This window comes from Actinoplanes campanulatus (genome assembly GCF_014647795.1).
In the GTDB taxonomy this organism is placed as follows: domain Bacteria; phylum Actinomycetota; class Actinomycetes; order Mycobacteriales; family Micromonosporaceae; genus Actinoplanes; species Actinoplanes campanulatus.
The window spans coordinates 25,231-46,870 of the sequence record NZ_BMPW01000022.1; the positions used below are offsets into that span (position 1 = coordinate 25,231).

Consider the following 21,640-nt stretch of genomic DNA (forward strand, 5'->3'; position numbering starts at 1 on the left):
GGAGGCACGGTCATGCCATCTCTCGACATCCTCGGCGACGATCTCAAGGTAGCCCTCCCCTCCGGTGAGATGGTGCGCTTCGCCCACCTCGACTACGCGGCGTCGGCGCCGTGCGTGCGGGCCGCGGCCGACGCGGTCCAGGACCTCCTGCCGCGCTACGGCTCGGTGCACCGGGGCACCGGGGTCCGCTCCCGCGGCTCCACGCTGGCGTACGAGCTGGCCCGCGACGTGGTCGCCGAGTTCGTGGGCGCCCGCCCCGGCGACGCGGTGATCTTCACCCGGAACACCACCGACGCGCTCAACCTGCTGGCCCGCGCGCTGCCGCCGGGCACCACCACGATCCAGTTCGAGGGCGAGCACCACGCCAACCTGCTGCCCTGGCCGAACCCGCTGCGCCTGCCGCTGCCGGCGTCGGCCGGGGACGCCGTCACCGCGCTACGGCAGGCGTGCGAGGGCCTGACCGGACCGGCCTTGCTGACCGTCACCGGCGCGAGCAACGTCACCGGCGAGGTGTGGCCGGTCCGCGAGCTCGCCGAGGTGGCCCGCGCGCACGGCGTACGGGTGATCGTCGACGCCGCCCAGCTGGCCCCGCACGCCCCGGTGAGCCTCGACGACCTGGGCGCCGACTACCTGGCGTTCTCCGGCCACAAGCTGTACGCCCCGTTCGGCGCCGGGGTGCTGGCCGGCCGTGCGGACTGGCTGGACGCGGCGGAGCCGTACCTCGCCGGTGGCGGCGCGAGCGCCGTGGTGGGCGACCGTCCCGGCGACCTGACCTGGGCCACCGGCCCGGCCCGGCACGAGGGCGGCACCCCGAACCTGCCCGGCGCGGTGGCGCTGGCCGCGGTCTGCGAGGCGCTGGACGCCGCCGACCGGACCGCCCTGCACGCCCACGAGCAGGAGCTGCTGGCCGGATTGCGCGACGGTCTCGCCGATCTGCCGGGGGCCACCGAGGTCAGCGTCTTCGGGCCGGACCACCCCCGGGTCGGGATCGTCTCGCTGGCCCTGGACGCCGCCGACCCGGCGGCCGTGGCCCGGCGGCTGGACGCCGAGCACGGCATCGGCGTACGGGCCGGGCAGTTCTGCGCCCACCCGCTGGTCCGCCGGCTCACCCGCGACGGCCGGGCCGGAAGCTGCGGGGACGGCCCGCCCGGGCTGCTGCGGATCAGCTTCGGCCTGGGCAGCACCGCCGAGGACACCACCCGGCTGCTCGCCGGGCTCCGCGCGGTGCTCAGCACCTGATTCGCTACCGGAGAGGTTCTCTGACGCGAGCCCCTCGGAGCCGATCGTGCGTCACGTGGCGACGTGGATGACGCGGCTCCGTGACCGGCTCCCGGCCGGCGGCGGTCTCCGTGACGAGGACTGGGACGGTCGGCACCGGCTTCTGACGGTGCTGCTCACCGTCTGCATGGTGCTGCTGACGGTCTTCGGCGTGTTCCGTGCCGAACACCCGAACGACCTGCTGCTCATCGACGGGCTGTTGCTGCCCTGCCTGGTCGGCGCGGTACGCCTGGGCAACCGGCGGGCCCGGTCGATCGTGGTGGCGTTCGGCTTCGCGGCCGCGTGCGCCGGGTTCGTGGCCCTCTGCCACGGCCTCACCGAGGCGCACTTCTCGTTCTTCATCGCGGTGCCGGCGCTCGCCCTCTACCGTGACTGGGTGCCGTTCGGCGGCTTCCTGGCCGCCACTGTCGTCCACCACGCCGGGTTCGGCGTGATCCAGGCCGACCACACCTTCGGACACCACCAGGCGCAGACGAGCCCGCTGATGTGGGCGCTGCTGCACGGTGCCGCGGTGCTCGCCGCCGCCGGGTTCCAGCTGATCGCCTGGCGGCTGACCGAGACCGAGGAGCGGCGCGCGCAGGAGAACCTGGACGACAGCGAGGCCCAGCTCAGCGTCGCCTTCGACGAGACGCCGGTCCCGATGGCCATGTTCGGCCCGGACGGGCGGCTCCAGCGGACCAACCCGGCGTACCGGGCCTGGCTGCGCCTGCCCGACCGGCTCCCGGACGGGTTCGGCATCGCGGACCTGCCGCTCGTCCCGGTCGCCGCGGACGAGCGCAGAATGCTGGAGATGGTCGCCGAGTCCCGCGAGCCGCTGACCGTGACCCGGCAGTTCCGGCGTGCCGACGACGGCTCGCTGATCTGGGTGCAGATCCACGCCACCGGCCTGTACGACCGGAACGACCGGCTGCGGCTGATCGTGACGCACTGCGTCGACGTCACCGCGACCCGCGACCATGAGGCCGAGCTGCGCTACCAGGTGCGGCACGACTCGCTCACCGGCCTGCTGTCCCGCAAGGCGTTCGAGCATGACCTGAAGCTGATGCTGGAGACCAGCGCCGAACCGGTCAGCGTCATCTACCTGGACGTCGACCGCTTCAAGTCGATCAACGACGGGGTCGGCCACGGCGCCGGCGACGACGTGCTGCGTGCCCTGGCCGCACGCCTCGCCCAGGTCGTCCCGGACGGCGCCCTGCTCGCCCGGCTCGGCGGCGACGAGTTCATCGCGGCCCTGCCCGGCCCGTCCGGCACCGGCCTGCGTGTCGGCAACGGTATCCTCGGGGCGCTCGCGGAGCCGCTCACCGTCGGTGGCTCCGGGCTGCCGGTGTCGGTCAGCATCGGCGTCACCACGGCCTTCAGTGGGGTGCCCGCCGAGGACGCCGTGCTCGCCGCGGACACCGCCATGTACGCGGCCAAGCGCGGCGGCGGCAACCGGCTCCAGGTGTTCACCGAGCAGTTGCGCGTCCCCGTACAGGAGAAGCTCGCCGCGGAGGGCCGGCTGCGCCGCGCGCTGTCCGGCGAACTCCGGGTCACCCTGCCGCTATGGTTCCAGCCGGTGGTCACCACCGCCACCGGGCGGATCGCCGGCGCCGAGGCCCTGGTCCGGATGCGCACCCCGGACGACGAGATCCTCACGCCTTACCACTTCATCGGCGCCGCCGAGGAGACCGGCCTGATCGTGAAGCTCGGGGAGCACGTGCTGCGCTCCGCCGTCGACCACCTGCTGCACTGGTCGGACCGGCTCGGCTACGTGTCGGTCAACGTCAGCCCGCGACAGCTCGCCGAACCCGACTTCGTGCCGATGGTGGCCGGGGTGCTGGCCGGCGTCCCCGGGCTGGACCCGTCCCGGATCGTCCTGGAGATCACCGAGACCGCGCTGCTGTCCTCCACGGTCGACGTCAGCGAGCGCCTCGCCTCGCTCAAGCGCCTCGGCGTGCGCATCGCCCTGGACGACTTCGGCACCGGCTACAGCTCGCTGACCTGGCTCAAATCGCTGCCCGCCGACATCGTCAAGCTGGACCGCTCGTTCGTGGCCGGTCTGGCCGAGGACCCGCGCAAGGCGTCGATCATCCAGGCCGTGCTGTGGCTGGCACACTCGCTGGGCATGTCCACGATCGCCGAGGGCGTCGAGGAACCGTCCGACTGGGAGGCGCTCAAGGCCGCCGGCTGCCCGGCGGTGCAGGGCTATCTGTTCAGCAAGCCGCTGCCCGCCCCGGCGTTCGACCGGATGCTCCTGGCATCCCACGAAAGGGCCACCTCGGGTGGAGTTCACTTGAACGAAACCACCGGGACGGTTCTGGCCGGTTAGAGTCCGGCCATCCTGGACAACGTTGATCCCTTCATCGGCACCGCGGCCACCGATCTGCCCCGCGCACACGGTCTCGCCGCTACCTGGTGGTGGCCGAAACCTCAGGTGGGCAACACCCACCCGGGCGCCACCTCCCCCTTCGGCATGGTCTCCGCCTGTGCCTACTCGGGGGCCTACCCGACCGGCTACGGCCGGTACGCCAAGAACACCGAGGGCGTGCCGGAGGACATGTTCGGCCGGATGCAGGCGTCCGGCTTCACCCACTTCCAGCAGTCCGGCACCGGCGCCATCCGCAAGTACTACAACTACGTGCGGGTCACCCCGATGGTGCAGCCGCTCGACGACCTGGGCCAGTCCTGGGCGCTGGAGGACGAGCGGGCCGAGGCCGGCTACTACGCCGCCAACCTCGCGACCGGCATCCGCTCCGAGATCACCGTCGGCGAGAAGGTGGCGGTGCACCGCTACACCTTCCCCGACCACCACAGCGCCCGGCTCGTCATCGACCTGTCCTGCGGCGGCCTCGCCATCGACCTCGGCCGGACCGTGCCGCTGCGTGCCCAGATCGAGAGCATGGGCCACGGCCGGGCGCAGGGCACCGTGGTCATGGAGGGCGTGCCGCTGTCGGTGTACGCCGAGGTGGACAGTCCCGGCTGGCGGCAGATGCTCTGGTACGACCGGCGGCTCATCCCCGGCGGCACCCGGCTCGACTTCGACAGCATCCGGCACACCACGCTGCGCCCGTTCGGCATGCTCTTCATGGGCGCCGCCCGGGCCGGGCAGACCATCGAGGTCCGGCTGGGCTTCTCGCTGCGCGGCTGCGACCAGGCCCGGCGCAACCTGGAACGCGAGTGCGGCGCGGGGCAGAGCGCCTTCGAGACGGTCCGCGCCCGGACTCGCTCCCGCTGGCGCGACCACCTGGGCCGGGTGCGGGTCGAGGGCGGTACGGACGCGCGCCGCACGGTGATGGCGACCGCCCTCTACCACTCGCTGATCAAGCCGTGCATCGCCGAGGACGAGAGCCCGAACTGGCCCGACCCCGGCCCGTACGCGTTCGACGTCTGCACCATGTGGGACATCTACAAGACGCAGATCCCGCTGCTGTCGGCGATCGTCCCGGACCGGGCCGGCGACGTGCTGGAGTCGCTGATCCGGGTGTGCGAGGAGGAGGGCAACTTCCCGATCGGCTACCGGATGGCCCGCGGCGCCGACCGGTTCTTCCGGCAGGCCAGCGCGCTCGCGCACACCGCCCTGGCCGACGTGCACGCGCTGCGGCGGCCGGGCATCGACTGGAGCTGGGCGCTCGTGCACATGGTCGACGACCTGCGCCGGCTCTACGGTGAGGACTTCTGGGAGCACGGCGTGGTGCACCCGATCACGCACACCCTCGATCTCGCGTACGCCCATCACTGCACCGCGCAGGTGGCCCGCGCCCTGAACGACCACCGCCTGGCCGATGATCTGGAGCGGCGCAGCCGCGACTGGATCAACGCCTTCGACCCGGCCACCGGCCTGCTGCGCGACTCGGAGTTCTACGAGGGCGGCAAGTGGAACTACTCGTTCCGGCTGCTGCACGACATGGCCGGGCGGATCCGGATGGCCGGCGGCGACACCGCGTTCACCGCGATGCTGGACCGGTTCTTCGGCTACGGCGCCGAGCCGGTCAAGCAGCCCGGCCGATGCCCGGATCCGATCGAGATGACCGCCGGGTACGCGCTCAACCGTTTCGAGGGCCTGAACAACGAGCCGGACATGGAAGTGCCCTGGGCCTACCACTACGCGGGCCGCCCGGACCGCACCGCCGAGATCGTGAACGCGGCGCTGACGTGGCAGTTCGGCACCGGACCGGGCGGGCTTCCGGGCAACGACGACTCCGGCGGCCTGAGCTCCTGGTACGTCTGGGCGTCACTGGGCCTGTTCCCGGTGGCCGGACAGAACCTGTTCCTGGTCAGCGCGCCCGCCTTCGACCGCGCCTCGCTCCAGGTCGAGGGCGGCGAGTTCGTCATCGAGACCACCGGGCATAGAGAATCATCGATTAGTGTCGATGGGATCGACCGCGACCCGCCACCCCAGTACGTTCAATCCGCGACCCTCAACGGGAGGCCCCTGCACGCCACCCACCTGAACGCGGCCGACGTCCATCACGGCGGACGGCTGCATCTGCGGCTCGGGCCCGAGCCCTCCACCTGGGGGCAACGGATCCGGCCGCCTTCCCTCTCCGATCCGCACCCTAAGGAACGCCGATGAGCCGACCGACCCGCCGCCTCGTGATCGCGGTCCGAGCCGATCCGGTCATCTGTGGACACTCCGGTGAGGCCCGCAACCTCGCCGAAGTGGCCCTCACCCGTGGTTTCGACGACGTCCGGCTGCTCACCTGGCCGATCCCCGCCCTGCAATCGGCCGGGCTGCCGCTCAAGCCGCTCGACCGGCTGCTGCCGTACAGCCCCGGCATCACCGTGGAACGGCCCGAGGCGGTGGGCGACTACCGGGTCCCGGACGGCCGCCACCTGGCCGGGCTCACCGGCCGCCTGGTCGAACTGCTCGCCGAGCCGGTGCCCACCGTCTGCCTGTCGATGTACCTGGTGCCGCACACCCAGGTGATCAACGACGCGGTCACCGCGGCCCGGGCCGCCGGATTCGCATCCGACGTGCACACCATCGCCAAGGCGGTCGGCTCCGACGTCACCAACGTCATCCGCTCCTGCCTGCGCGAGGGCCGGTTCGGGGCGGCCACCGTGCTGCTCACCACCTTCCTGGCCAGCGACCAGGTGGTGGCCGTCTCCGAGTACACCCGCGACGAGATCATCGCCGCGGCCGAGGAGGTGGACGCCCACTGCGGCACCACCTTCGCCGGGCAGTGCCGGGACCGGGTCACCGTCAGCTACCCGCCGATCGACGCCGCCGCCTTCGTGGACCCCGATCCGGCCGCCGTCGACGCCGCCCTGGCCCGCCGCGGCCTGGCACGCGGCAGGTACATCCTGTTCCTCTCCCGGGTGGCCCGCGCCAAGGGCATCTACGACCTGGTCATCGCGTACGGCCAGATGCGCTGCCGGGACGACGTGCCACTCGTCGTGGCGGGCACCGGGCCGGCCCTCGAACACGTGCGGGCGATGGCCAAGGAGGACGACCGGATCATCTTCCTCACCGATGTGGACGACGACGAGAAGCCGCTGCTCATGGCCGGGTGCGCGGCGTACGCGCTGCCCACCAAGCCGGAGCCGGACTTCGTCGAGACCTTCGGCATCGCGCTCGCCGAGAAGGCCCTCGCCGGCGGCGGGCCGATCATCACGACCACGACCGGGGGAGTGGGCGAGGCGGTCGGCGACACCGCGGTCATCGTCGAGGCGGGCGACATCGGCGGGCTCGCCGAGGCGGTCGACCGGGTGGTGCTCGAGATGTCCGCCGAACAGCGCCGGGACCTGGAGGTGCGCGCGCGGGCGCACGCCATGACCTTCGACCGCGGCGCCGTCTTCGACCAGCTCTTCCAGATCAAGACCGAATGACGACGGTACGGGGGACGAGCGCGCGCTCGTCCCCCGTACCCTCGGATTCTGATCTAGATCTTGTGCTCTGTGGCCAGTCGCTCGAGCTTGGCGTAGCCCTCGTTGACGCCGACCTCCATGCCGCTCTGCAGCCAGGCGTCCCGGCCCTCGAAGCTGTCCACCAGCGACTGCGCGTGCAGCCGGGTCCGCCCGTCGCCGAGGTCCTCGAACCACAGCGTCTCCAGCGCCACGCCCTCCGGCCGGCCCTCGAAGGTGAATGTCTGCACGATCCGCTCCGGTCCCACCTCGTGGAACGTGCCGCGGAACGCGTACTCCTCGTCGCCGCGCCTCGCCACATACCTCCAACTGCCGCCGGTCCGCGCGTCCCAGTAGTCGATGGTGTTGGTCAACGAGTCCGGACCGCTCCACTGCACGAAGATCTCCGGATCGGTGTGCGCCCTGAGCAGCTGCGCCGGGGTGGCCGCGAAGTCCCGGGTGAGCCGGATGATCGGCAGCTTCGGGTCGGCCTCGATGGTGGTCTCCACGATCTTGTTCATTGCTGTCCTTCTCCCTCTGGCTTCTCGTCCGTGCGCATCGCTTCCAGAACCGTGTCGAGCCGGCTGAACCGGCGCTCGGCGCGGCTGCGGTAGCGCTCGATCCAGTCGTTCATCCGGTCGAACACCTCCGTCTCCAGGTGCACCGCCCGGGGTTGCGGCCCCGGCGGCCGGGTGACCAGCCCCGCCTCCTCCAGCACGCGCAGGTGTTTGTAGACCGCCTGCAACGACATCCGGTACGGCTCGGCGAGCTGGTTGACCGTCGCGTCCCCGTCGGACAGCCGGGCCACCATGTCCCGCCTGGTGGGATCGGCGAGTGCCGCGAACACCCGGGACAGTGAATCCGCCGACATGGCCCCTCGTTTCAACTCTCCGGTTGAAACTCAAGTTAGGCCGGTTCTGCGTGCTTGTCAACTCAATGGTTGAAAGTGCTCGTCAGATCGATTTAGCGGCGAAGTGCTAAACCGGACTGTCGTCCCCCCGAAAACATCCTGTAAACACAGTCTCGACAATCGGTTACTGATCTGTGCCCATTCGAGGGCTTCCGGGGCCTAGGATCGATCTCACTCACCCCCCATGCCGTTCACCGGCTCTGGCCGAGCACGCCCGGGGACCATCCGACGGGGAGGAGCGTTCCGTGCACGACGAGATGATGACGCTGATCGACGACTGCATCGCCCGGATGACACTGCTGCGCGACGAGCTGGCCGCCTCCCGCCGCGTCCAGCCCGGCGAACGCCACACCACGGTGCTGGACGCCATCGCCGTGGCGGAGCGCTTCGTCACCGAGGCCACCCGGACGGTGAGCCCGCCGTCGGTCACCCTGTCCCCACCCGCCGCCGGCCCGGTGGTCCGCTACTCCACCGCCGGCTAGGCCACCGCCCCGCCGCTCACCCGGGGCCTCGACCATCCCCCGCGGGCGCTGACTCATCGCCGGGTCACGGCCGGTCGTGCGTTGCCGGCCGACCGTGGGACGTCTCAGCGCTCCTGAGGCGGCACTGAGCGCCAGCCGGACACGACCGGCCACACCCGCGGGTCGCCCTGATCAGTGGCCGAGGCCGGCTCACCGGGTACCCGGTCCTCCCGCTTCCGGCCCGAGCGCCGGTCTCGCCGGGGCGTCGCCGGTGTCACCCCAGACACCCGGTCCTTCTTGCTTCCGGCCCTACCGTCCGTCCCGCCGACGTCGTACAGCGGCACCCCAGGCCGGGCAGGCTCACACGTTCGCGGTGTTGTGTGCGCCTGCCCGGCCTGGGGGCCTGGGTGGTGTGTGGCCGCCCGGCGGCGGGGTCAGGGGCGGGCGGTCGCCCGGTCCAGGACGTCGTCGGCGGGACAGCGGCCCCGGTAGACGTACCTCTCGGTGAAATCGGCGACCGCGTCGCGCAGCTCCCGCGAGACGCCCTGCCGGGCCAGGCCCGCGTAAGCGGCCAGGAAGCAGTCCCGCGCGGCGGCCGCCAGCACCGGATCGGTGAGCGCGTCCCGGGCCGCGCGTTCCCACAGTGCGGGCTCGCCGGCCAGATGCCCGGTCGCCTCGGCGGCCTCCGTGGCGGCCCGCGGATCGTCCAGCAGGGTCGACGTCACCGCCGCCACGACCCGCCAGCCGTCGCCCGGCTGGTGGTCGGCCACGTCGAGTTCGAGATGGCCGCGCGCGGCCACCGGCGGCCGCAGCCCGGCCAGGTGCCGTTCCAGGTCGGCGATGGTGATCCGGCCCAGTTCGCGGAGCGTCTGCCGCGGCGAGCTGCCTCCGCTTCCGCTGGCCCCCATCGCGTACGCCGTCCAAGCGGACCGCGGATCCCCGCCTCCAGGGTGGACCGGCAGGGTGCGTCGCACCGCCTGGCGTACGCTGCGCCAGCCGGTCGGTCGACCGTGCCGCAACGGCGAGTTCGCGAAGGCGGCCGCCAGCACCGGAGCGAGCGTGTGCGCCAGCGCCCAGCGGCGTGGCAGCCCGAGCGGCCCGCCCCCGTCCAGTCCCGCCTCGAGCCCCACCCGGATCCCAGCGGTCGCCGACCACGTCGCCTGCTCGACACCGTCCGACTGCACGCCGGCCGAGGCCTGTCCCGACATGCTGAGCCGATGGTCTGTGCTGGTCGTGGTCTGTCCTGGGACGTTGGGCCGATGGTCTGTGCTGGTCGTGGTCTGTCCTGGGACGTTGGGCCGATGGTCTGTGCTGGTCGTGGTCTGTCCGGGCACGTTGGGCCGGTGGTCTGAGCCAGTCGTGACCTGTCCGGGCATGCTGAGCCGGCGTTGCTCCGTGCCGGTCGGGGCCTGCCCGGACACGCTGAGTCGATGCTGCTCCGCGATTCGCGCCGAGGCGGCCAGGTCGTCACTCATCCGCCGGAGCGCCATCTCGATCCCGGGCGACGGCGGTCCACTGACGGTCATCACCCGCGGTGACCGGATGTCCAGGAACCCGTGCCGCAGCGACCGCCGCCCGATCGGGGCGCACCCCGGCTCCACCGGCAGATCGACGGTGATCCCCACGAACCCGGGCAGCCCCGGTGCGAACGCCCGCGCCGCCACGAACTCCTCGGCCGCCCGCTCACTCAGGCTCCCCATACCGGCCCCGCCTCCACCCCGTCCCAGGAGCGGCGAGCATAGCATTCCTATCTGCCTACTAGGAATAATGTCGTCATGCGGTCCCGGTTCCCGTGTTCACCGCTTCGTGAATGCCTGAATCGCCCGATGCGGGTGGAGCGGTCCGGACGGGATCGACCATGCCGCCGCTTGAAAGAAGCGTCCCCCTCCTTTCGGGATGGGTTCCTAGGATGCCTTAGGGGAGGTGGCGGGGAGCCCTTAGCGGGGAATCGGGGTTGGGGCAGGGGAAGCACCGGTGCCGGACTGATACGGCACGGCCATACGGTCAGGCCATGCCATCGAACAGCGTCATCGTTCGCTTCGCCGCCCTGGACGCGCCGGCTCTCATGCTGGTCTACGGGCTGCTCCGCCTGATCGACGGCCTGGACAGCGCCCGCGACCCGGGTGACCTCGCCTGGATCGCCGGGCACCTGGCGTTCTTCGCCGCCATGGTGCTGTTCGGTGTGCTCGCCGTCGGCCTGCGCAGGATTGCCCCGCCGGGCGCCGGACCGGTCGCCACGGTGGCCGCCGCCATGACCCTGTCCGGTGTGGCCGCCTTCCTCTGGGTGATCGCCGGGGATCTGTCACCCGCCTTCCGGGCGGCCGCCCCGCTGCCCGAACCGCTCCAGGTCGCCGGCCCGCTGCTATTCGCCCTCGGGATGCTCACCCTGCTCGGCCTGATGGTCGCCGCCCGGCGGGCCCCGGCGTGGAGCCCACTGATGTTCGGGGCCGGCATCGTGGCGCTCACTCTGGACGTCGACAACCTCCCACTGGCCGCCCTGATCCTGCTCGCCGCGCTCGCGCCGCTGGCCCGCCCCGATCGCCGCCGTGCCGGCCTGACCCGCCGCTACGTCTGAGATCCCGCGCCGTTCGGAGACCTCACCCGCGACCACGTCCGGGTGTGTCCTGGCTCCCCGGGAAAGCGCCCGGAAACCAGAAAGGTCCCGTCGGCCTCGTGCTGCCCGGCCAGGGCCGCGCGGCTCGGCTGGGCTCGTGCTGTCCGGCTGGGCCCGCGCCGCTCGGTCGGCCCAGCGGTCGTCGGCTGGCTGGGCAGTGAGCGATCATCGTGGCGTGATGCTGTTGCTGCCCGCTGATGTCCTGCGCCCGCGCCGCCCTGATGAGCACTTCGCCGCGGAGGCGCGGGCCGCCCGGGAGGCCGGGATCGAGGTCGCCCTGGTCGACCATGACGCGCTGAGCGGCTGGGACGCCGCGGTGGCGCGCGTCCCGGCGAGCACCGCCGCCGTCTATCGGGGATGGATGCTCGACAGCGGACGGTACGCGGCGATGGCCGGAGCGCTGGCCGCTCGTGGGGTGACGCTGCGGACCGGGGCCGCTTCGTACCGGCGGGCACACGAGTTGCCCGGCTGGTATGCGGCGGCCGCGGGCGGCACCCCCGAGTCGGCGTGGACCGAAGGCGACGACCGGGAGGACTTCCGGCGGGCGTGCGCCGCGCTGGGTGCCGGGCCCGCGGTGCTGCGGGACTACACCAAGTCGATGAAGCACCACTGGGACGAGGCGGCGTTCCTGCCGGACGTCGCGGACGAGCCGGCGACGTGGCGGGTCGCGAGCCGGTTCCGGGAGTTGCGCGGCGACGATTTCGCCGGTGGCTTCGTGGTGCGCCGGTTCGAGTCGTTCACCGGCGCGGAGGTACGCACGTGGTGGGTGGATGGCTCGTGCCGGCTGGTCACGGCCCACCCGGATACCCCGGAGGCGCAGCCGCCCGCGGATCTCGAGATCGGTGTGGCGGAGTCCGCCGTACGATCGCTGGGTTTGCCGTTCGTGACGGCCGACCTGGTCAGGCGTGCCGACGGGCGGTGGCGGATCGTCGAGGTCGGCGACGGCCAGGTGAGCGACCGTCCGTCCGGTACGCCGCCGGAGGAGTTGATCGAGGCGCTGTTCGGGGCCTGATTTCTGTCGTACCCCCTCGTTAGGTTCGTGCCGTGGTGGCCCGGTTCCCGGCGATGGCCGGTCCGCTGCGGGCTCGCTCACGCCCAGCGGGCGCGTCGCGGCGTGGGCGGCGAGGTCGCGGTTTGCCCACGGTGGTGCGGGTGGGCGTACCTATGAAGGGGGTTTGAGGAGGTTGTCGCGTTTGGTGGTGTATTCCTCGTCGGTGAGCAGGCCGGCGGCGTGGAGTTCGGTGAGGTGGTGGAGCAGGGCCGTGTTGTCGGGGGAGAGGGAGAGGGCGGGGGTGCCGGCGAGCCGCTGCTGGATGAGGTCGGCCAGGTAGGGCGCGGTCGGGCGGTCGGTGCCGAACGAGACGGTGTGGCCGCCGGTCTCGATGTCGATCCGGGAGCGGAGGAGGCCGCGGTGAGCGGTGACCGAGGTGACGGCGGTGAGGGGGATCCGTTCGCGGCCGGCGCCGGCGCGCATCAGGGTGCCGGCGCTGGCGAGTTCGAGCCGGTCGGGGTAGACGAGGAGGTAGAGGTCGGCGCCGCCGTCGCGGGTGTGGGCGATGGCGAGGGCGCCGCTGGTGTCGACGCTGTTGCGCTGCGCCTTGGCCAGGGCCCGGGTGCAGTGATCCGGGACAGGGTTCACGACAGGCCACCGTAGCTCATCGACGGGTATCCATCGGTTGCGTAGGCTTGCCGCCCATGGACGAACGGGTCTTCACCGAGCGCGGTGAGCTGGTCCTGCGGCGCCGGGCCGGGCATTTCGAGCTGATCAGCAACGGTGTCTTCCTGATGGACACCCGGTCGGGTGAGTCGGAGCGGATCCTGGTGCGGGCCGCCCTGGCCGCCGCGCCGCCCGGCCCGCGGCTGCTGATCGGCGGCCTCGGAGTGGGGTTCTCGCTGGCCGAAGCGGTCCACACGGACGCCGCGGAGATCGTCGTCGTGGAGATCGAACCGGCCGTGGTGCGGTGGCATCACGGGGTGCTCCGACAATTCAGCGAGGGGGCGCTCGACGATCCCCGGGTGCGGGTGGTGACCGCCGATCTGGCGGCCTGGTTCACCGGGACCAGCGACCGGTTCGACGTGATCTGCCTGGACGTCGACAACGGCCCCGGCTGGACCGTGTTCGATCACAACACGGGGCTGTACCGGGCGGCCGGGCTGGCGATGCTGCGCGACCATCTGCGGCCGGGCGGGGTGCTGGCGGTCTGGAGCGCGTCGGCCGAGCCGAGCTTCGAGGCCACCCTGACCCGGACGATCGGGCCGGTCCGCACGGTTCGGGTGCCGGTCGGGCGCGGTGAGCCGGATGTCGTCTACGTGGCATCATGCGCGGGGTGACGACCGCGCTGATCTACGGTGAGTTCGCCGCCCGTGAGGCCGCGGGCGAGTCCCCGGCGTACGAGAATCTCGCCGTCGCCGTCTCCCGCGACGCCCACCTGATCGGCCTGCTGGACACGTTGCCGCCGGCGAAACGGCAGCCGAACCTGCTGTTCGCGGCCGGCCGGTTCCTGGGCGCGCCGGTCACCGACCCGCCGGCGTTCCTGGAGTTCGCGGCGGCCAACTGGGAGCGGATCGCGCACGAGATCCGCCGCCGGGCGACGCAGACCAACGAGCCGGCCCGGTGCGCGCTGCTGCTGCCGCTGCTCGCGGCGCTGCCGCAACCCCTGGCGTTGCTCGAGGTGGGCGCGTCGGCCGGCCTCAACCTCTTCCCCGACCGGTACGCGTACCGCTACGGCGATCACGTCCTCGGCGACGGTGGTCCGCTCCTCGACTGTGCCTTGACCGGAATCGATCCGCCGAGCAGGCTGCCCGAGGTGGTCTGGCGGGCCGGCCTCGACCTGAATCCCCTCGACGTCACCGACCCGGGCGACACGGCCTGGCTCCAGGCGCTGATCTGGCCGGAGCAGGACGACCGCCGCGAGCGTCAGCGTGCCGCCGCCCGCGTTGCCGCCGCCGATCCGCCGCTGCTGGTCCGTGGTGACCTGGTCGACGACCTGCCGGCGCTGGCGGCCAAGGCGCCGGCGGAGGCCACCCTGGTCGTCTTCCACACGTCGGTCCTCTACCAGGTTCCGGCCGATCGGCGCCGGGCCTTCACCGATCTGGTACGGACGATGCGCGCCCACTGGATCGCGGTGGAGAACCCGACCGTTCTCGATCACGCCGGCCTGCCGAACCCACCGGACGAGCGCCTGCACAACGTGCTCGCGCTGGACGGCCGCCCGCTGGCGTGGGCCCGCCCGCACGGCGAGGCTCTCAGCTGGTTCGGTGACCGTCCATAGAGCCGGGCTCGGGCGTACACGGGAGCCGGCGACCCGGGTTGCCGTGCCGCCAGGGGAGCAGGACGACGCTGGCCGCGACGGCGAGGCCGCAGATCGCCAGGGCGGTCCGTACGTCGGTGAGCGCGGCCAGCAGCCCGCCCAGCGCGATGCCCACCGGCTGGCAGATCCGCGACGAGATCGACCACGCCGAGATCACCCGGGTCATGTAGCGGTCCTCGGTCTGCTCCATCCGGTACGCCGCGAACGCCGGATTGAATACCCCCGTCGCGAACAGGGCGAACGTCTCCACCACGATCATCAGCAGCAGCCCGGGGAGTCCGGCCGGCATGAACGCCAGCAGGCACAGCCACACCGCCCGCCAGACACCCGACCACAGCAGGACCCGGCGCTGGCCGAACCGGCGGGTCAGCGGCGCCAGCGCCAGGGCGCCCAGGACGCCGCCCAGGCAGGGGATGCCCCAGCCGATGCCGTACTGCCAGGCCGGGAAGTCCAGTTCGTCGAGCATCAGGACGGCCAGCAGAGGTGAGGCGGCCATCATGCCGGACCCGAACAGTTGCGCGTTGAGGAACAGGGCCCGCAGGTCACGGTGGGCGAACACGTACCGCCAGCCGGCCCCGATCTCCGCCCACCGGCCGGCGCCCGGCTCACGCCGTGGTGGCTCCGGCTCCGGGCCGCGCAGACTGCGGACACCGGCCGCGGACAGCAGGAAACTCACCGCGTCGACGGTCACCGTCCAGCCGACGCCCACCCACGAGGTCAGCGCCCCGCCGATCGGTGGGCCGGCGCTGTAGGCGGTCCAGAACGTGGCCTCCATCCGGCCCGTCGCGGTGGCCCGGTCACCCGGCGCCACCAGCGCTTTCAGGTGGGCGCCGCTGGCTGCCGCGAAGACGATCGCGGCGGCCGCCTGGATCGCCGCCACCAGGCTGAGCTGCCCGTAGCCGAGCACGCCGAACCAGAGCGCCACCGGCACGCTGAACAGGGCGAGCGCGCGGGCCAGGTCGGCGCCGACCATGACCGGCCGCTTCCGGCGGAACTCCACCCACGGACCGGCCGGAACCGCCACCGCGGCGGCCGCCAGCCCGGACATCGTGGCCAGCAGCGACACCTGCCAGGCCGGGACCTCCAGCACCAGGATCGCGACCAGCGGAAGCGCGCCGAAGCCGATCCCGGTGCCGATCTCGCTAGCCGCGTACGCCGCCCACAGACGCCGAAAGTCCGAGCCGAGTGCCACCGGCGCACCCTACCGGCGGCCCGCCGCTTTCTGTCAGACCCCGCCGGTAGGTTGCGCCCATGCCGATCACGCAGGGCGAGGCGCCCGGACAGCCCTCCCTCGACTGGCTCGACCTGCTTCCGGCCGACCCGCTGGTGGCCCTCGACCGGTTCGTCACCGGCTGGTTCGCCGACGAGCCACCCGGCGTTCCCGCCTCATGGGGCCCGCCGTCGTTGCGCGAGTTCCACCGGATCGCCGCCGGGCGGGACGCCGTCCACGGCCAGTCCGCCAAGATCGCGCGTGAGCCGTTCGGCGACCCCCGGCCGGACGGGCTGATCCCGTTCGGCCACGAGTCCGACGGCGTCTTCCGGCTGCTGCTCGACCCGTCGGAGCCCGACCCACCGGTCTTCTACGACTACGACGGCGATCTCGTCCCCGAACGTGACCGGCTCAGCGCCTTCCTGCTGCACTTCGTGCTGGCCCGGGCCGCGCTGGACGGCCCGGTCGGCGGTTTCGCCCTATGCACCGCCGAGGAGGCCACCCGGATGACCGCCGGCCTGACGAGGGTTCCGCTGCGCCCGCTGTCCTGGCCCGGCGTCGCGATGCACACCTACGCCGGCCCCGGCTTGGTGATCCACACCGGTCCCCAGGACGACTCCGGCGACCACCACGAGTTCTACGTCGGCGCCCGCCATCGGGCCCTGCTGCGCCCGTTACGCCCACACAACCCGGTCTGGGAGGTCTTCCACGACTGATCTGGATTTCTTCGACATGACGCCTGCGGCCGGCATCACCCTCGAGCCCGCCCGTGTGACGCCGGTGATCCGGCCGGACTACCGGTGATCTTCCATCACGGCACGCCGAGTTCGCGGTAGCGGGCCGGGCCGCTCGGCGAGGGGCCCGGCATCCGGCTGATCTCGTTCAACCGGCCCGCCGCGTTACGGCCGCTGTTCCGGCCTTCGGTCAAGATCGCCCGGCTCGGTGAGCAGCAGCCCGCCGATGAGGGAGAGTCCCTCCGGAACGGAGCGCAACACCAGGCCGGTGTTCTCCTCCGGGCGCGCGATCTCGGGATCCTGCCGGCCGCACAACCGCAGGAAGCGCACCACCGTGACCGGGAACGACCGGCCGTTCTCGGTGAGCCGGAGCGTTTCGCCGCGCCGGATCGGCCCGCCTCGCAGCCGGCCGGTCACGGCCACCCCGCCGAGCGGGTCCGGCCAGGCGTCCTCGATCCGCATCTCACCCATGGGCCGAATGTAGCCACGCCACCTGAGCCCACCGCTCCGCGATCGTCCCCAGGTCGCTGGCTCGACCGCACCCACCTTCCCACTCACGGCCGTAACGCCTGCTCAGCACGCGCCCGTAACGTCGGTCAGCCGGGTGGGCGGTTGCGGTTCCAGGGTGGAACGTCTCACACGATGTGAGATTCGTGTGCGTGTATCCGCCCTATCACGTTTGCAGCCGCACACCGCGGGTCCGAGCGTGTGCGCCCACCCCGTCGCGGGCGCCCTTGGATCGGTAGCCGGGCGGGCCCGCTGGCCGCGTGCTGCCGCTTCCGGCGGCGGTGAGGGTGACCACCGATCTCCGCCCGGCGGCCGCGGCACAGGCGTGACCCGGCAGGCGCTGTGCGGAACCGGCGGAGCGGCCGCCGTTGTCGGGGGCGTTCCACCACGTACCGGAAAAGGGGGTTGATCCCAGGAGGGCGGCAGGTCGCCGGTCCGGGAACGCCCGCGAAAGGCGCGGCCGGGCGTCATGTCAGGCCGCGGGCGTCGCGGATGATCCGGCCGGTGTCGTCGACGTGCTCGCGGGCGATGCGGGGGTGGTCTCTCCGTCGCGGGCGCGCAGCGCCGCTGGGAATGCGGCTCGTGGCTTGACGTCGGCCCGTGGCTTGACGGCGGCTCGCGCCTTGACGGCGGCCCGCGCTTCGATCATCTCCAGCGTCTCCGGCCGGGTGTGATAGCGCACCACCCAGCCTTTACGCTGGACGACGAGGCCCTCCTGGACCAGGCGGAAGAGTGCCTCGCGGATCGGCACACCCTCGCGGCTCCGGGCGGACTTGAAATGTTTCAATCGGCGTGTTTGACTTCTGGTCGACTCACCCACCGTCAGGAAGGGCCCACGTTGACTCCGCACCCGCGCAACGGTCGAGCCCCGTCGGTCAAGGACGTCGCCGCTGCCGCGGGCGTCTCCCTCGGCACCGTCTCCAACGTCCTCAACCGGCCGTCCGTGGTCAGCACCGCCACCCGGGAGCGGGTCGAGCGGGCCATGGCCGAGCTCGGGTTCGTGCGCAACGAGTCGGCCCGCCAGTTGCGCGCCGGGACCAGCCGGGCGCTGGCGTACGTGATGCTCGACGGCGGCAACCCGTTCTTCCACGACGTCGCCGAGGGCATCGAGACCGCCGCCGAGGCCGCCGACCTGTCGCTGTTCGTGTGCAACTCCAACGGCCGCGCCGACCGCGAGGCCAAGCACATCGACCGGCTCGTCCAGCAGCGGGTGCAGGGGATACTGATCACCCCGGTCGACCCGGACGCCGGCCACCTGGCCGAGATCGCCCAGCGCAACATCCCGTTCGTGCTGGTCGACCGGTTCAGCCGGTCCGGCGGGCACTGCTCGGTCGCCGTCGACGACGTGCTCGGCGGCCGGATCGCCGTCGAGCACCTGATCGACCGCGGGCACCGGCGGGTCGCGTTCGTCGGTGGGCCGTCCAGCATCGGGCAGGTCCGCGAGCGGCTTCAAGGGGCGCGCGCCGTGTGGGCCGAGTTCGGGATGCCGGAGGAGGACCTGATCCACCTGCCGACCGAGGCGATGACGGTCAACGAGGGCCGCTCCGCGGGGGAGCGGCTCGCCGGGCTGCCCAGCCGCCGCCGGCCGACCGCCGCGTTCTGCGCCAACGACCTGCTCGCGCTCGGCCTGCTCCAGCACGCCGTCACGGCCGGGCTGCGGGTGCCCGACGACCTGGCCATCGTCGGGTTCGACGACATCGACTTCGCGGCCGCCGCGGCCGTCCCGCTCACCTCGGTCCGCCAGCCGCGGCAGGAGCTCGGGCGGACCGCGGCGCGGCTGGTGCTGGACGAGGCCACCAATCCGGATCATGTGCACGAGCAGGCCACCTTCGTGCCGGCGCTGGTGGCCCGGGCGTCCACGGGTACCGTACGGCGGTGATCCACGACCTGTACGAGGTCATCCACCGCCGCCGTGACGTCCGCGGCGAGTTCACCGGAGAGCCCGTCCCCGGCGACGTTCTCGACCGCGTCCTGAGCGCCGCGCACGCCGCGCCCAGCGTCGGGCTGTCCCAGCCGTGGGACTTCGTGATCGTGCGCTCCGATGACGTACGGAAGGCCTTCCACCAGCACGTTCACGCGGAACGGGAAACGTTCGCGGCCAGTTTGGCGGCCGAGGCCGCGCGCCGCTTCGCCCGTATCAAGATCGACGGAGTGCTGGAGTCCAGCCTGTCGATCGTGGTCACCTACGACGCCTCGCGTGGTGGGCCGGCGGTCCTCGGGCGGCACGCCATCGCCGACGCCGGGCTCTACTCGTCGTGCCTGGCCATCCAGAACCTGTGGCTGGCCGCCACCGCCGAAGGGCTCGGTGTCGGGTGGGTGTCGTTCTACCGGGAGGAGTTCCTGCGGGAGCTGCTCGGCATCCCGGACGGGGTGCGGCCGGTGGCGTGGCTCTGCGTCGGGCCGGTCACCCATCTGGAACGCGTCCCCGACCTGGAACGGCACGGGTGGCGGCAGCGGCGGCCGCTCGGCGAGGCCGTGCACGCCGACCGGTGGGGTGGATCGTGAGGCTGCACGTCGGGTGTGCGATGTGGAACCTGAAAGCCTGGCAGTTCCCGCAGCCCGCGCTGAGCACCTATGCGAGCTGGTGCACCGCGGTGGAGGGGAACACGACGTTCTACGCGACGCCCTCGTCGCAGACGGTCGCCGCGTGGGCCGCCGCGACTCCCGCTGACTTCCGGTTCGTGCTCAAGCTGCCGCGGTCGGTGACGCACGGCGGCGGGCTCTCCCACAACGCGGAGATGTCGGAGTTCATCCGGGTGATCGAGCCGCTCGGAGCCCGTACCCATGCTCTGTGGGTGCAGTTGCCCGGGTCCTTCGGACCGGGTGATCTCGCGGCTCTCTCCCGCTTTCTGCGGAGTCTTCCCGGCCATTTCCGGTACGCGGTGGAGGTTCGCGATCCTGCCTTCTTCCATTCGCCCGGCCCGCTCGAGGAGGCGCTGGCCGAGATCGGGGCGGAGTGGGTCCCGTTCGACACCACCGAGTTCTTCCGCACCCCGCCGGCAAGCGACGCCGAACGGGACGCGTGGATGAAGAAGCCCCGCATGCCGCTGCGCACCGCCGCCCTGACCGACCGTCCGATCGTCCGCTACCTGGGCCGTGACTCGGTCGAGCGGACCGTCGCGGGCTGGCAGCGGTGGGTGCCGATCGTCGCCGGTTGGCTGCGCGAGGGGCGGTCGCCGACGTTCTTCGTTCACACGCCGGACAATGTGGACGCGCCCACGCTGTGCCGGCGCTTCCACGACGAGGTGCGGGCGCTGGTGCCGGCACTCGCGCCACTGCCGGACATCGTGGAGCCGGAGGCCCCGCTCACCCTGTTCTGAGTCCCCGGCTGGTCGTGAGTGCTGTTTCGCGGCCCGCGAGACAGCCCTGACAGCCGGCCCGATAGATTGCCGTCCATGATCAAGACTCGGCGGTCCGTGGCCGGCCGCCTCGGGGACGCGGCGCAGTGGGCGCTGATCGGAACGTACCTGCTCGGCTCCTTCGGCATCCTGGTGCTGGCCGTCGTGCGCAGCGGCGACTGGGGCGCCCTGCTGGACCCGGGCCTGGAGCGTCTCGACGATCCGAAGGTCTCGGTTCCGCTGGGCTGGGACTCGTTCGCCAACCCGCTCGTCTGGATCTTCGGCGTGGCCCGGCTGACCGCCATCCTGATCGTCCCGGTGGCGGCGTTCGGCGTGATCCTCGGCGGGCTGTCGGCGGCGGCCGCCCGCCGCGGCGGCGACCGGCAGCGGCTCAACCGGTCCCTGCTGCGGATCGTGATCTGGGTGGTGCTGTTCGCGGTGGCGTTCAGCCCCTACGGCGAACAGCTGCACAACTGGCTGGCGGACTGAGGGGCCGGCGCCCGGCGCGGGTGCGCCGGGCTCCGGGCGGGGACGGGTCAGGCGTGCGGGCAGGTGGCGCGGTACTCCTGGATGGCGGTGCCGGACGGGGCCGGGCACAGGAACTGGTCGTAGCGGGTGTCGTCGTCGATCCACCGCTTGAGCCACGACAGGCTGTACTTGGCGGCCGTCACGCTCTGCCCCGAGGTCGGAGCGGAGTGGGACGCGTTGTTCAGCTCCAGGTACGCCTTCTCCGGGGCGCTCGTCATGCTCGTGTAGAACGGCTCCGCGTGCGACGACACCGGGGCCACCGTGTCGCTCTCGGCGCCGACGATCAGGGTCGGTACGCGTACCGTCGACCAGCTCTTGGTGCCGTGCCAGGGGGTGAGCGGCACCGCGGCCTGCAACGCGGGACGGGTCCGGGCCGCCGACAGGCTGCCGCCGCCGCCCATCGAGTGGCCCATCACGCCGAGCCGGCTCGCGTCGATGCGGGTGCGCACCGAACTGGTCCCGGTCAGGTAGTCGAGCGCCGCCAGCAGCTGGGTGCCGCGGCTGTCCGGCTGGTCCAGTGTGCTCAGCGTGTCGATGGTGATCACCACGAAGCCCTGTGAGGCCAGGCGCGGACCGAGCCAGGCGACGCTGGACTGGCTCGCCGTGAAGCCGGGGGAGATGGCCACCGCGCCGAACGTGCCGGCGCTGGTGTCGGTCGGGTAGTAGATCGTGCCGCCGCCGAAGCCGGAGACGCTGGACCGCGCCACGGTGACCTGGGCGATGGCGAACGAGCCGCGGGCGGCCTCGATGCTCGCGTTGGTGGGGGCGGGGCCGCGTTCATACGGGTTGGCCGCGAGAGCCGGTGCCGCGGGGACCGTCAGTGCTGCCGCGGTCGCCGCGAATGCCGCTGTGAGCAGGGAAAATGTCCGGCGAAGGGTGGGGACGGGCATGGGAACTCCCTAGGGTGTGGGGCTCCTGCATCGATG

The 21,640-nt window shown here is 72.3% G+C and carries 22 protein-coding genes; 14 read left to right on the top strand and 8 right to left on the bottom strand.

Features of this window, described 5'->3' with window-relative positions; translation table 11 throughout:
- Positions 1-12 precede the first annotated feature (12 nt).
- From IEZ13_RS35215 to IEZ13_RS35230, 4 genes are all read left to right on the top strand, one after another.
- Positions 13-1,239 carry an aminotransferase class V-fold PLP-dependent enzyme gene (locus IEZ13_RS35215; protein ID WP_183219852.1) on the top strand — a complete coding sequence of 409 codons (1,227 nt, stop codon included), beginning with the start codon at positions 13-15 and terminating at the stop codon, positions 1,237-1,239.
- A 67-nt stretch (positions 1,240-1,306) separates the two neighbouring features.
- Positions 1,307-3,586, top strand: a complete 2,280-nt coding sequence (locus IEZ13_RS35220; RefSeq protein WP_183219854.1) for a putative bifunctional diguanylate cyclase/phosphodiesterase — start codon at positions 1,307-1,309, stop codon at positions 3,584-3,586.
- A gap of 33 nt (positions 3,587-3,619) precedes the next feature.
- Positions 3,620-5,830, top strand: a complete 2,211-nt coding sequence (locus tag IEZ13_RS35225) for a glycoside hydrolase domain-containing protein (RefSeq protein ID WP_268240182.1) — start codon at positions 3,620-3,622, stop codon at positions 5,828-5,830.
- Positions 5,827-7,086 (top strand): glycosyltransferase, encoded by a 1,260-nt coding sequence (locus IEZ13_RS35230; RefSeq protein WP_183219856.1) that lies wholly within the window; start codon positions 5,827-5,829, stop codon positions 7,084-7,086. Before IEZ13_RS35225 ends, IEZ13_RS35230 begins: the two co-directional genes overlap by 4 nt.
- A 53-nt stretch (positions 7,087-7,139) precedes the next feature.
- On the opposite strand, the gene IEZ13_RS35235 is transcribed toward IEZ13_RS35230, so the two are convergent.
- Both IEZ13_RS35235 and IEZ13_RS35240 read right to left on the bottom strand, forming a co-directional pair.
- Positions 7,140-7,622, bottom strand: coding sequence for an SRPBCC family protein (locus IEZ13_RS35235; protein WP_183219858.1), 483 nt, complete (start codon positions 7,620-7,622; stop codon positions 7,140-7,142).
- Positions 7,619-7,972 (bottom strand): ArsR/SmtB family transcription factor, encoded by a 354-nt coding sequence (locus IEZ13_RS35240; protein WP_183219860.1) that lies wholly within the window; start codon positions 7,970-7,972, stop codon positions 7,619-7,621. The genes IEZ13_RS35235 and IEZ13_RS35240 overlap by 4 nt, the downstream gene beginning before the upstream one ends.
- A 284-nt stretch (positions 7,973-8,256) precedes the next feature.
- On the opposite strand from IEZ13_RS35240, the gene IEZ13_RS35245 reads away from it, so the two are divergent.
- Complete coding sequence (locus tag IEZ13_RS35245; RefSeq protein ID WP_183219861.1) at positions 8,257-8,493, top strand: hypothetical protein; 237 nt, start codon at positions 8,257-8,259, stop codon at positions 8,491-8,493.
- 413 nt (positions 8,494-8,906) lie between these two features.
- Here the strand turns inward: IEZ13_RS35245 and IEZ13_RS35250 are convergent, their stop codons facing one another.
- Positions 8,907-10,172 (bottom strand): glutamate-cysteine ligase family protein, encoded by a 1,266-nt coding sequence (locus IEZ13_RS35250; RefSeq protein ID WP_229795437.1) that lies wholly within the window; start codon positions 10,170-10,172, stop codon positions 8,907-8,909.
- 311 nt (positions 10,173-10,483) lie between these two features.
- Here IEZ13_RS35250 and IEZ13_RS35255 point away from each other — a divergent pair, with 311 nt between their 5' ends.
- Positions 10,484-11,047, top strand: a complete 564-nt coding sequence (locus IEZ13_RS35255; protein ID WP_183219862.1) for a hypothetical protein — start codon at positions 10,484-10,486, stop codon at positions 11,045-11,047.
- A gap of 217 nt (positions 11,048-11,264) precedes the next feature.
- On the top strand, positions 11,265-12,098 hold the full coding sequence (locus IEZ13_RS35260) for an ATP-grasp domain-containing protein (RefSeq protein WP_183220169.1): 834 nt from the start codon (positions 11,265-11,267) through the stop codon (positions 12,096-12,098).
- Positions 12,099-12,248: 150 nt separating this feature from the next.
- Here IEZ13_RS35260 and IEZ13_RS35265 read toward each other — a convergent pair whose 3' ends face one another.
- Entirely contained in the window at positions 12,249-12,725 is a 477-nt protein-coding gene (locus IEZ13_RS35265) for a hypothetical protein (protein ID WP_183219863.1), read from the bottom strand.
- Between the two features lie 56 nt (positions 12,726-12,781).
- Between IEZ13_RS35265 and IEZ13_RS35270 the strand changes: the two genes are divergently transcribed.
- On the top strand, positions 12,782-13,417 hold the full coding sequence (locus IEZ13_RS35270) for a spermine/spermidine synthase domain-containing protein (protein ID WP_183219864.1): 636 nt from the start codon (positions 12,782-12,784) through the stop codon (positions 13,415-13,417).
- Entirely contained in the window at positions 13,405-14,358 is a 954-nt protein-coding gene (locus IEZ13_RS35275; protein ID WP_183219865.1) for a DUF2332 domain-containing protein, read from the top strand. The genes IEZ13_RS35270 and IEZ13_RS35275 overlap by 13 nt, the downstream gene beginning before the upstream one ends.
- Here the strand turns inward: IEZ13_RS35275 and IEZ13_RS35280 are convergent.
- Complete coding sequence (locus IEZ13_RS35280; protein WP_183219866.1) at positions 14,333-15,589, bottom strand: MFS transporter; 1,257 nt, start codon at positions 15,587-15,589, stop codon at positions 14,333-14,335. The genes IEZ13_RS35275 and IEZ13_RS35280 overlap by 26 nt on opposite strands.
- Positions 15,590-15,648: 59 nt before the next feature.
- Between IEZ13_RS35280 and IEZ13_RS35285 the strand changes: the two genes are divergently transcribed.
- Entirely contained in the window at positions 15,649-16,323 is a 675-nt protein-coding gene (locus tag IEZ13_RS35285; RefSeq protein ID WP_183219867.1) for a hypothetical protein, read from the top strand.
- Between the two features lie 183 nt (positions 16,324-16,506).
- On the opposite strand, the gene IEZ13_RS35290 is transcribed toward IEZ13_RS35285, so the two are convergent.
- Positions 16,507-16,812, bottom strand: a complete 306-nt coding sequence (locus tag IEZ13_RS35290; protein ID WP_183219868.1) for a hypothetical protein — start codon at positions 16,810-16,812, stop codon at positions 16,507-16,509.
- A gap of 508 nt (positions 16,813-17,320) precedes the next feature.
- On the bottom strand, positions 17,321-17,635 hold the full coding sequence (locus tag IEZ13_RS35295) for a hypothetical protein (protein ID WP_183219870.1): 315 nt from the start codon (positions 17,633-17,635) through the stop codon (positions 17,321-17,323).
- A gap of 51 nt (positions 17,636-17,686) precedes the next feature.
- Here IEZ13_RS35295 and IEZ13_RS35300 point away from each other — a divergent pair, with 51 nt between their 5' ends.
- From IEZ13_RS35300 to IEZ13_RS35315, 4 genes are all read left to right on the top strand, one after another.
- Positions 17,687-18,727, top strand: coding sequence for a LacI family DNA-binding transcriptional regulator (locus IEZ13_RS35300; protein ID WP_183219872.1), 1,041 nt, complete (start codon positions 17,687-17,689; stop codon positions 18,725-18,727).
- Positions 18,727-19,353, top strand: a complete 627-nt coding sequence (gene bluB, locus IEZ13_RS35305) for a 5,6-dimethylbenzimidazole synthase (protein ID WP_372441832.1) — start codon at positions 18,727-18,729, stop codon at positions 19,351-19,353. Before IEZ13_RS35300 ends, bluB begins: the two co-directional genes overlap by 1 nt.
- Positions 19,350-20,168 carry a DUF72 domain-containing protein gene (locus tag IEZ13_RS35310; RefSeq protein WP_183219876.1) on the top strand — a complete coding sequence of 273 codons (819 nt, stop codon included), beginning with the start codon at positions 19,350-19,352 and terminating at the stop codon, positions 20,166-20,168. The genes bluB and IEZ13_RS35310 overlap by 4 nt, the downstream gene beginning before the upstream one ends.
- 75 nt (positions 20,169-20,243) lie before the next feature.
- Positions 20,244-20,675: a hypothetical protein gene (locus IEZ13_RS35315; protein ID WP_183219878.1), complete on the top strand. Its 432-nt coding sequence runs from the start codon at positions 20,244-20,246 to the stop codon at positions 20,673-20,675.
- A gap of 47 nt (positions 20,676-20,722) precedes the next feature.
- Here the strand turns inward: IEZ13_RS35315 and IEZ13_RS35320 are convergent, their stop codons facing one another.
- Positions 20,723-21,604: a poly(ethylene terephthalate) hydrolase family protein gene (locus tag IEZ13_RS35320; protein ID WP_183219880.1), complete on the bottom strand. Its 882-nt coding sequence runs from the start codon at positions 21,602-21,604 to the stop codon at positions 20,723-20,725.
- Between the last annotated feature and the right edge of the window lie 36 nt (positions 21,605-21,640).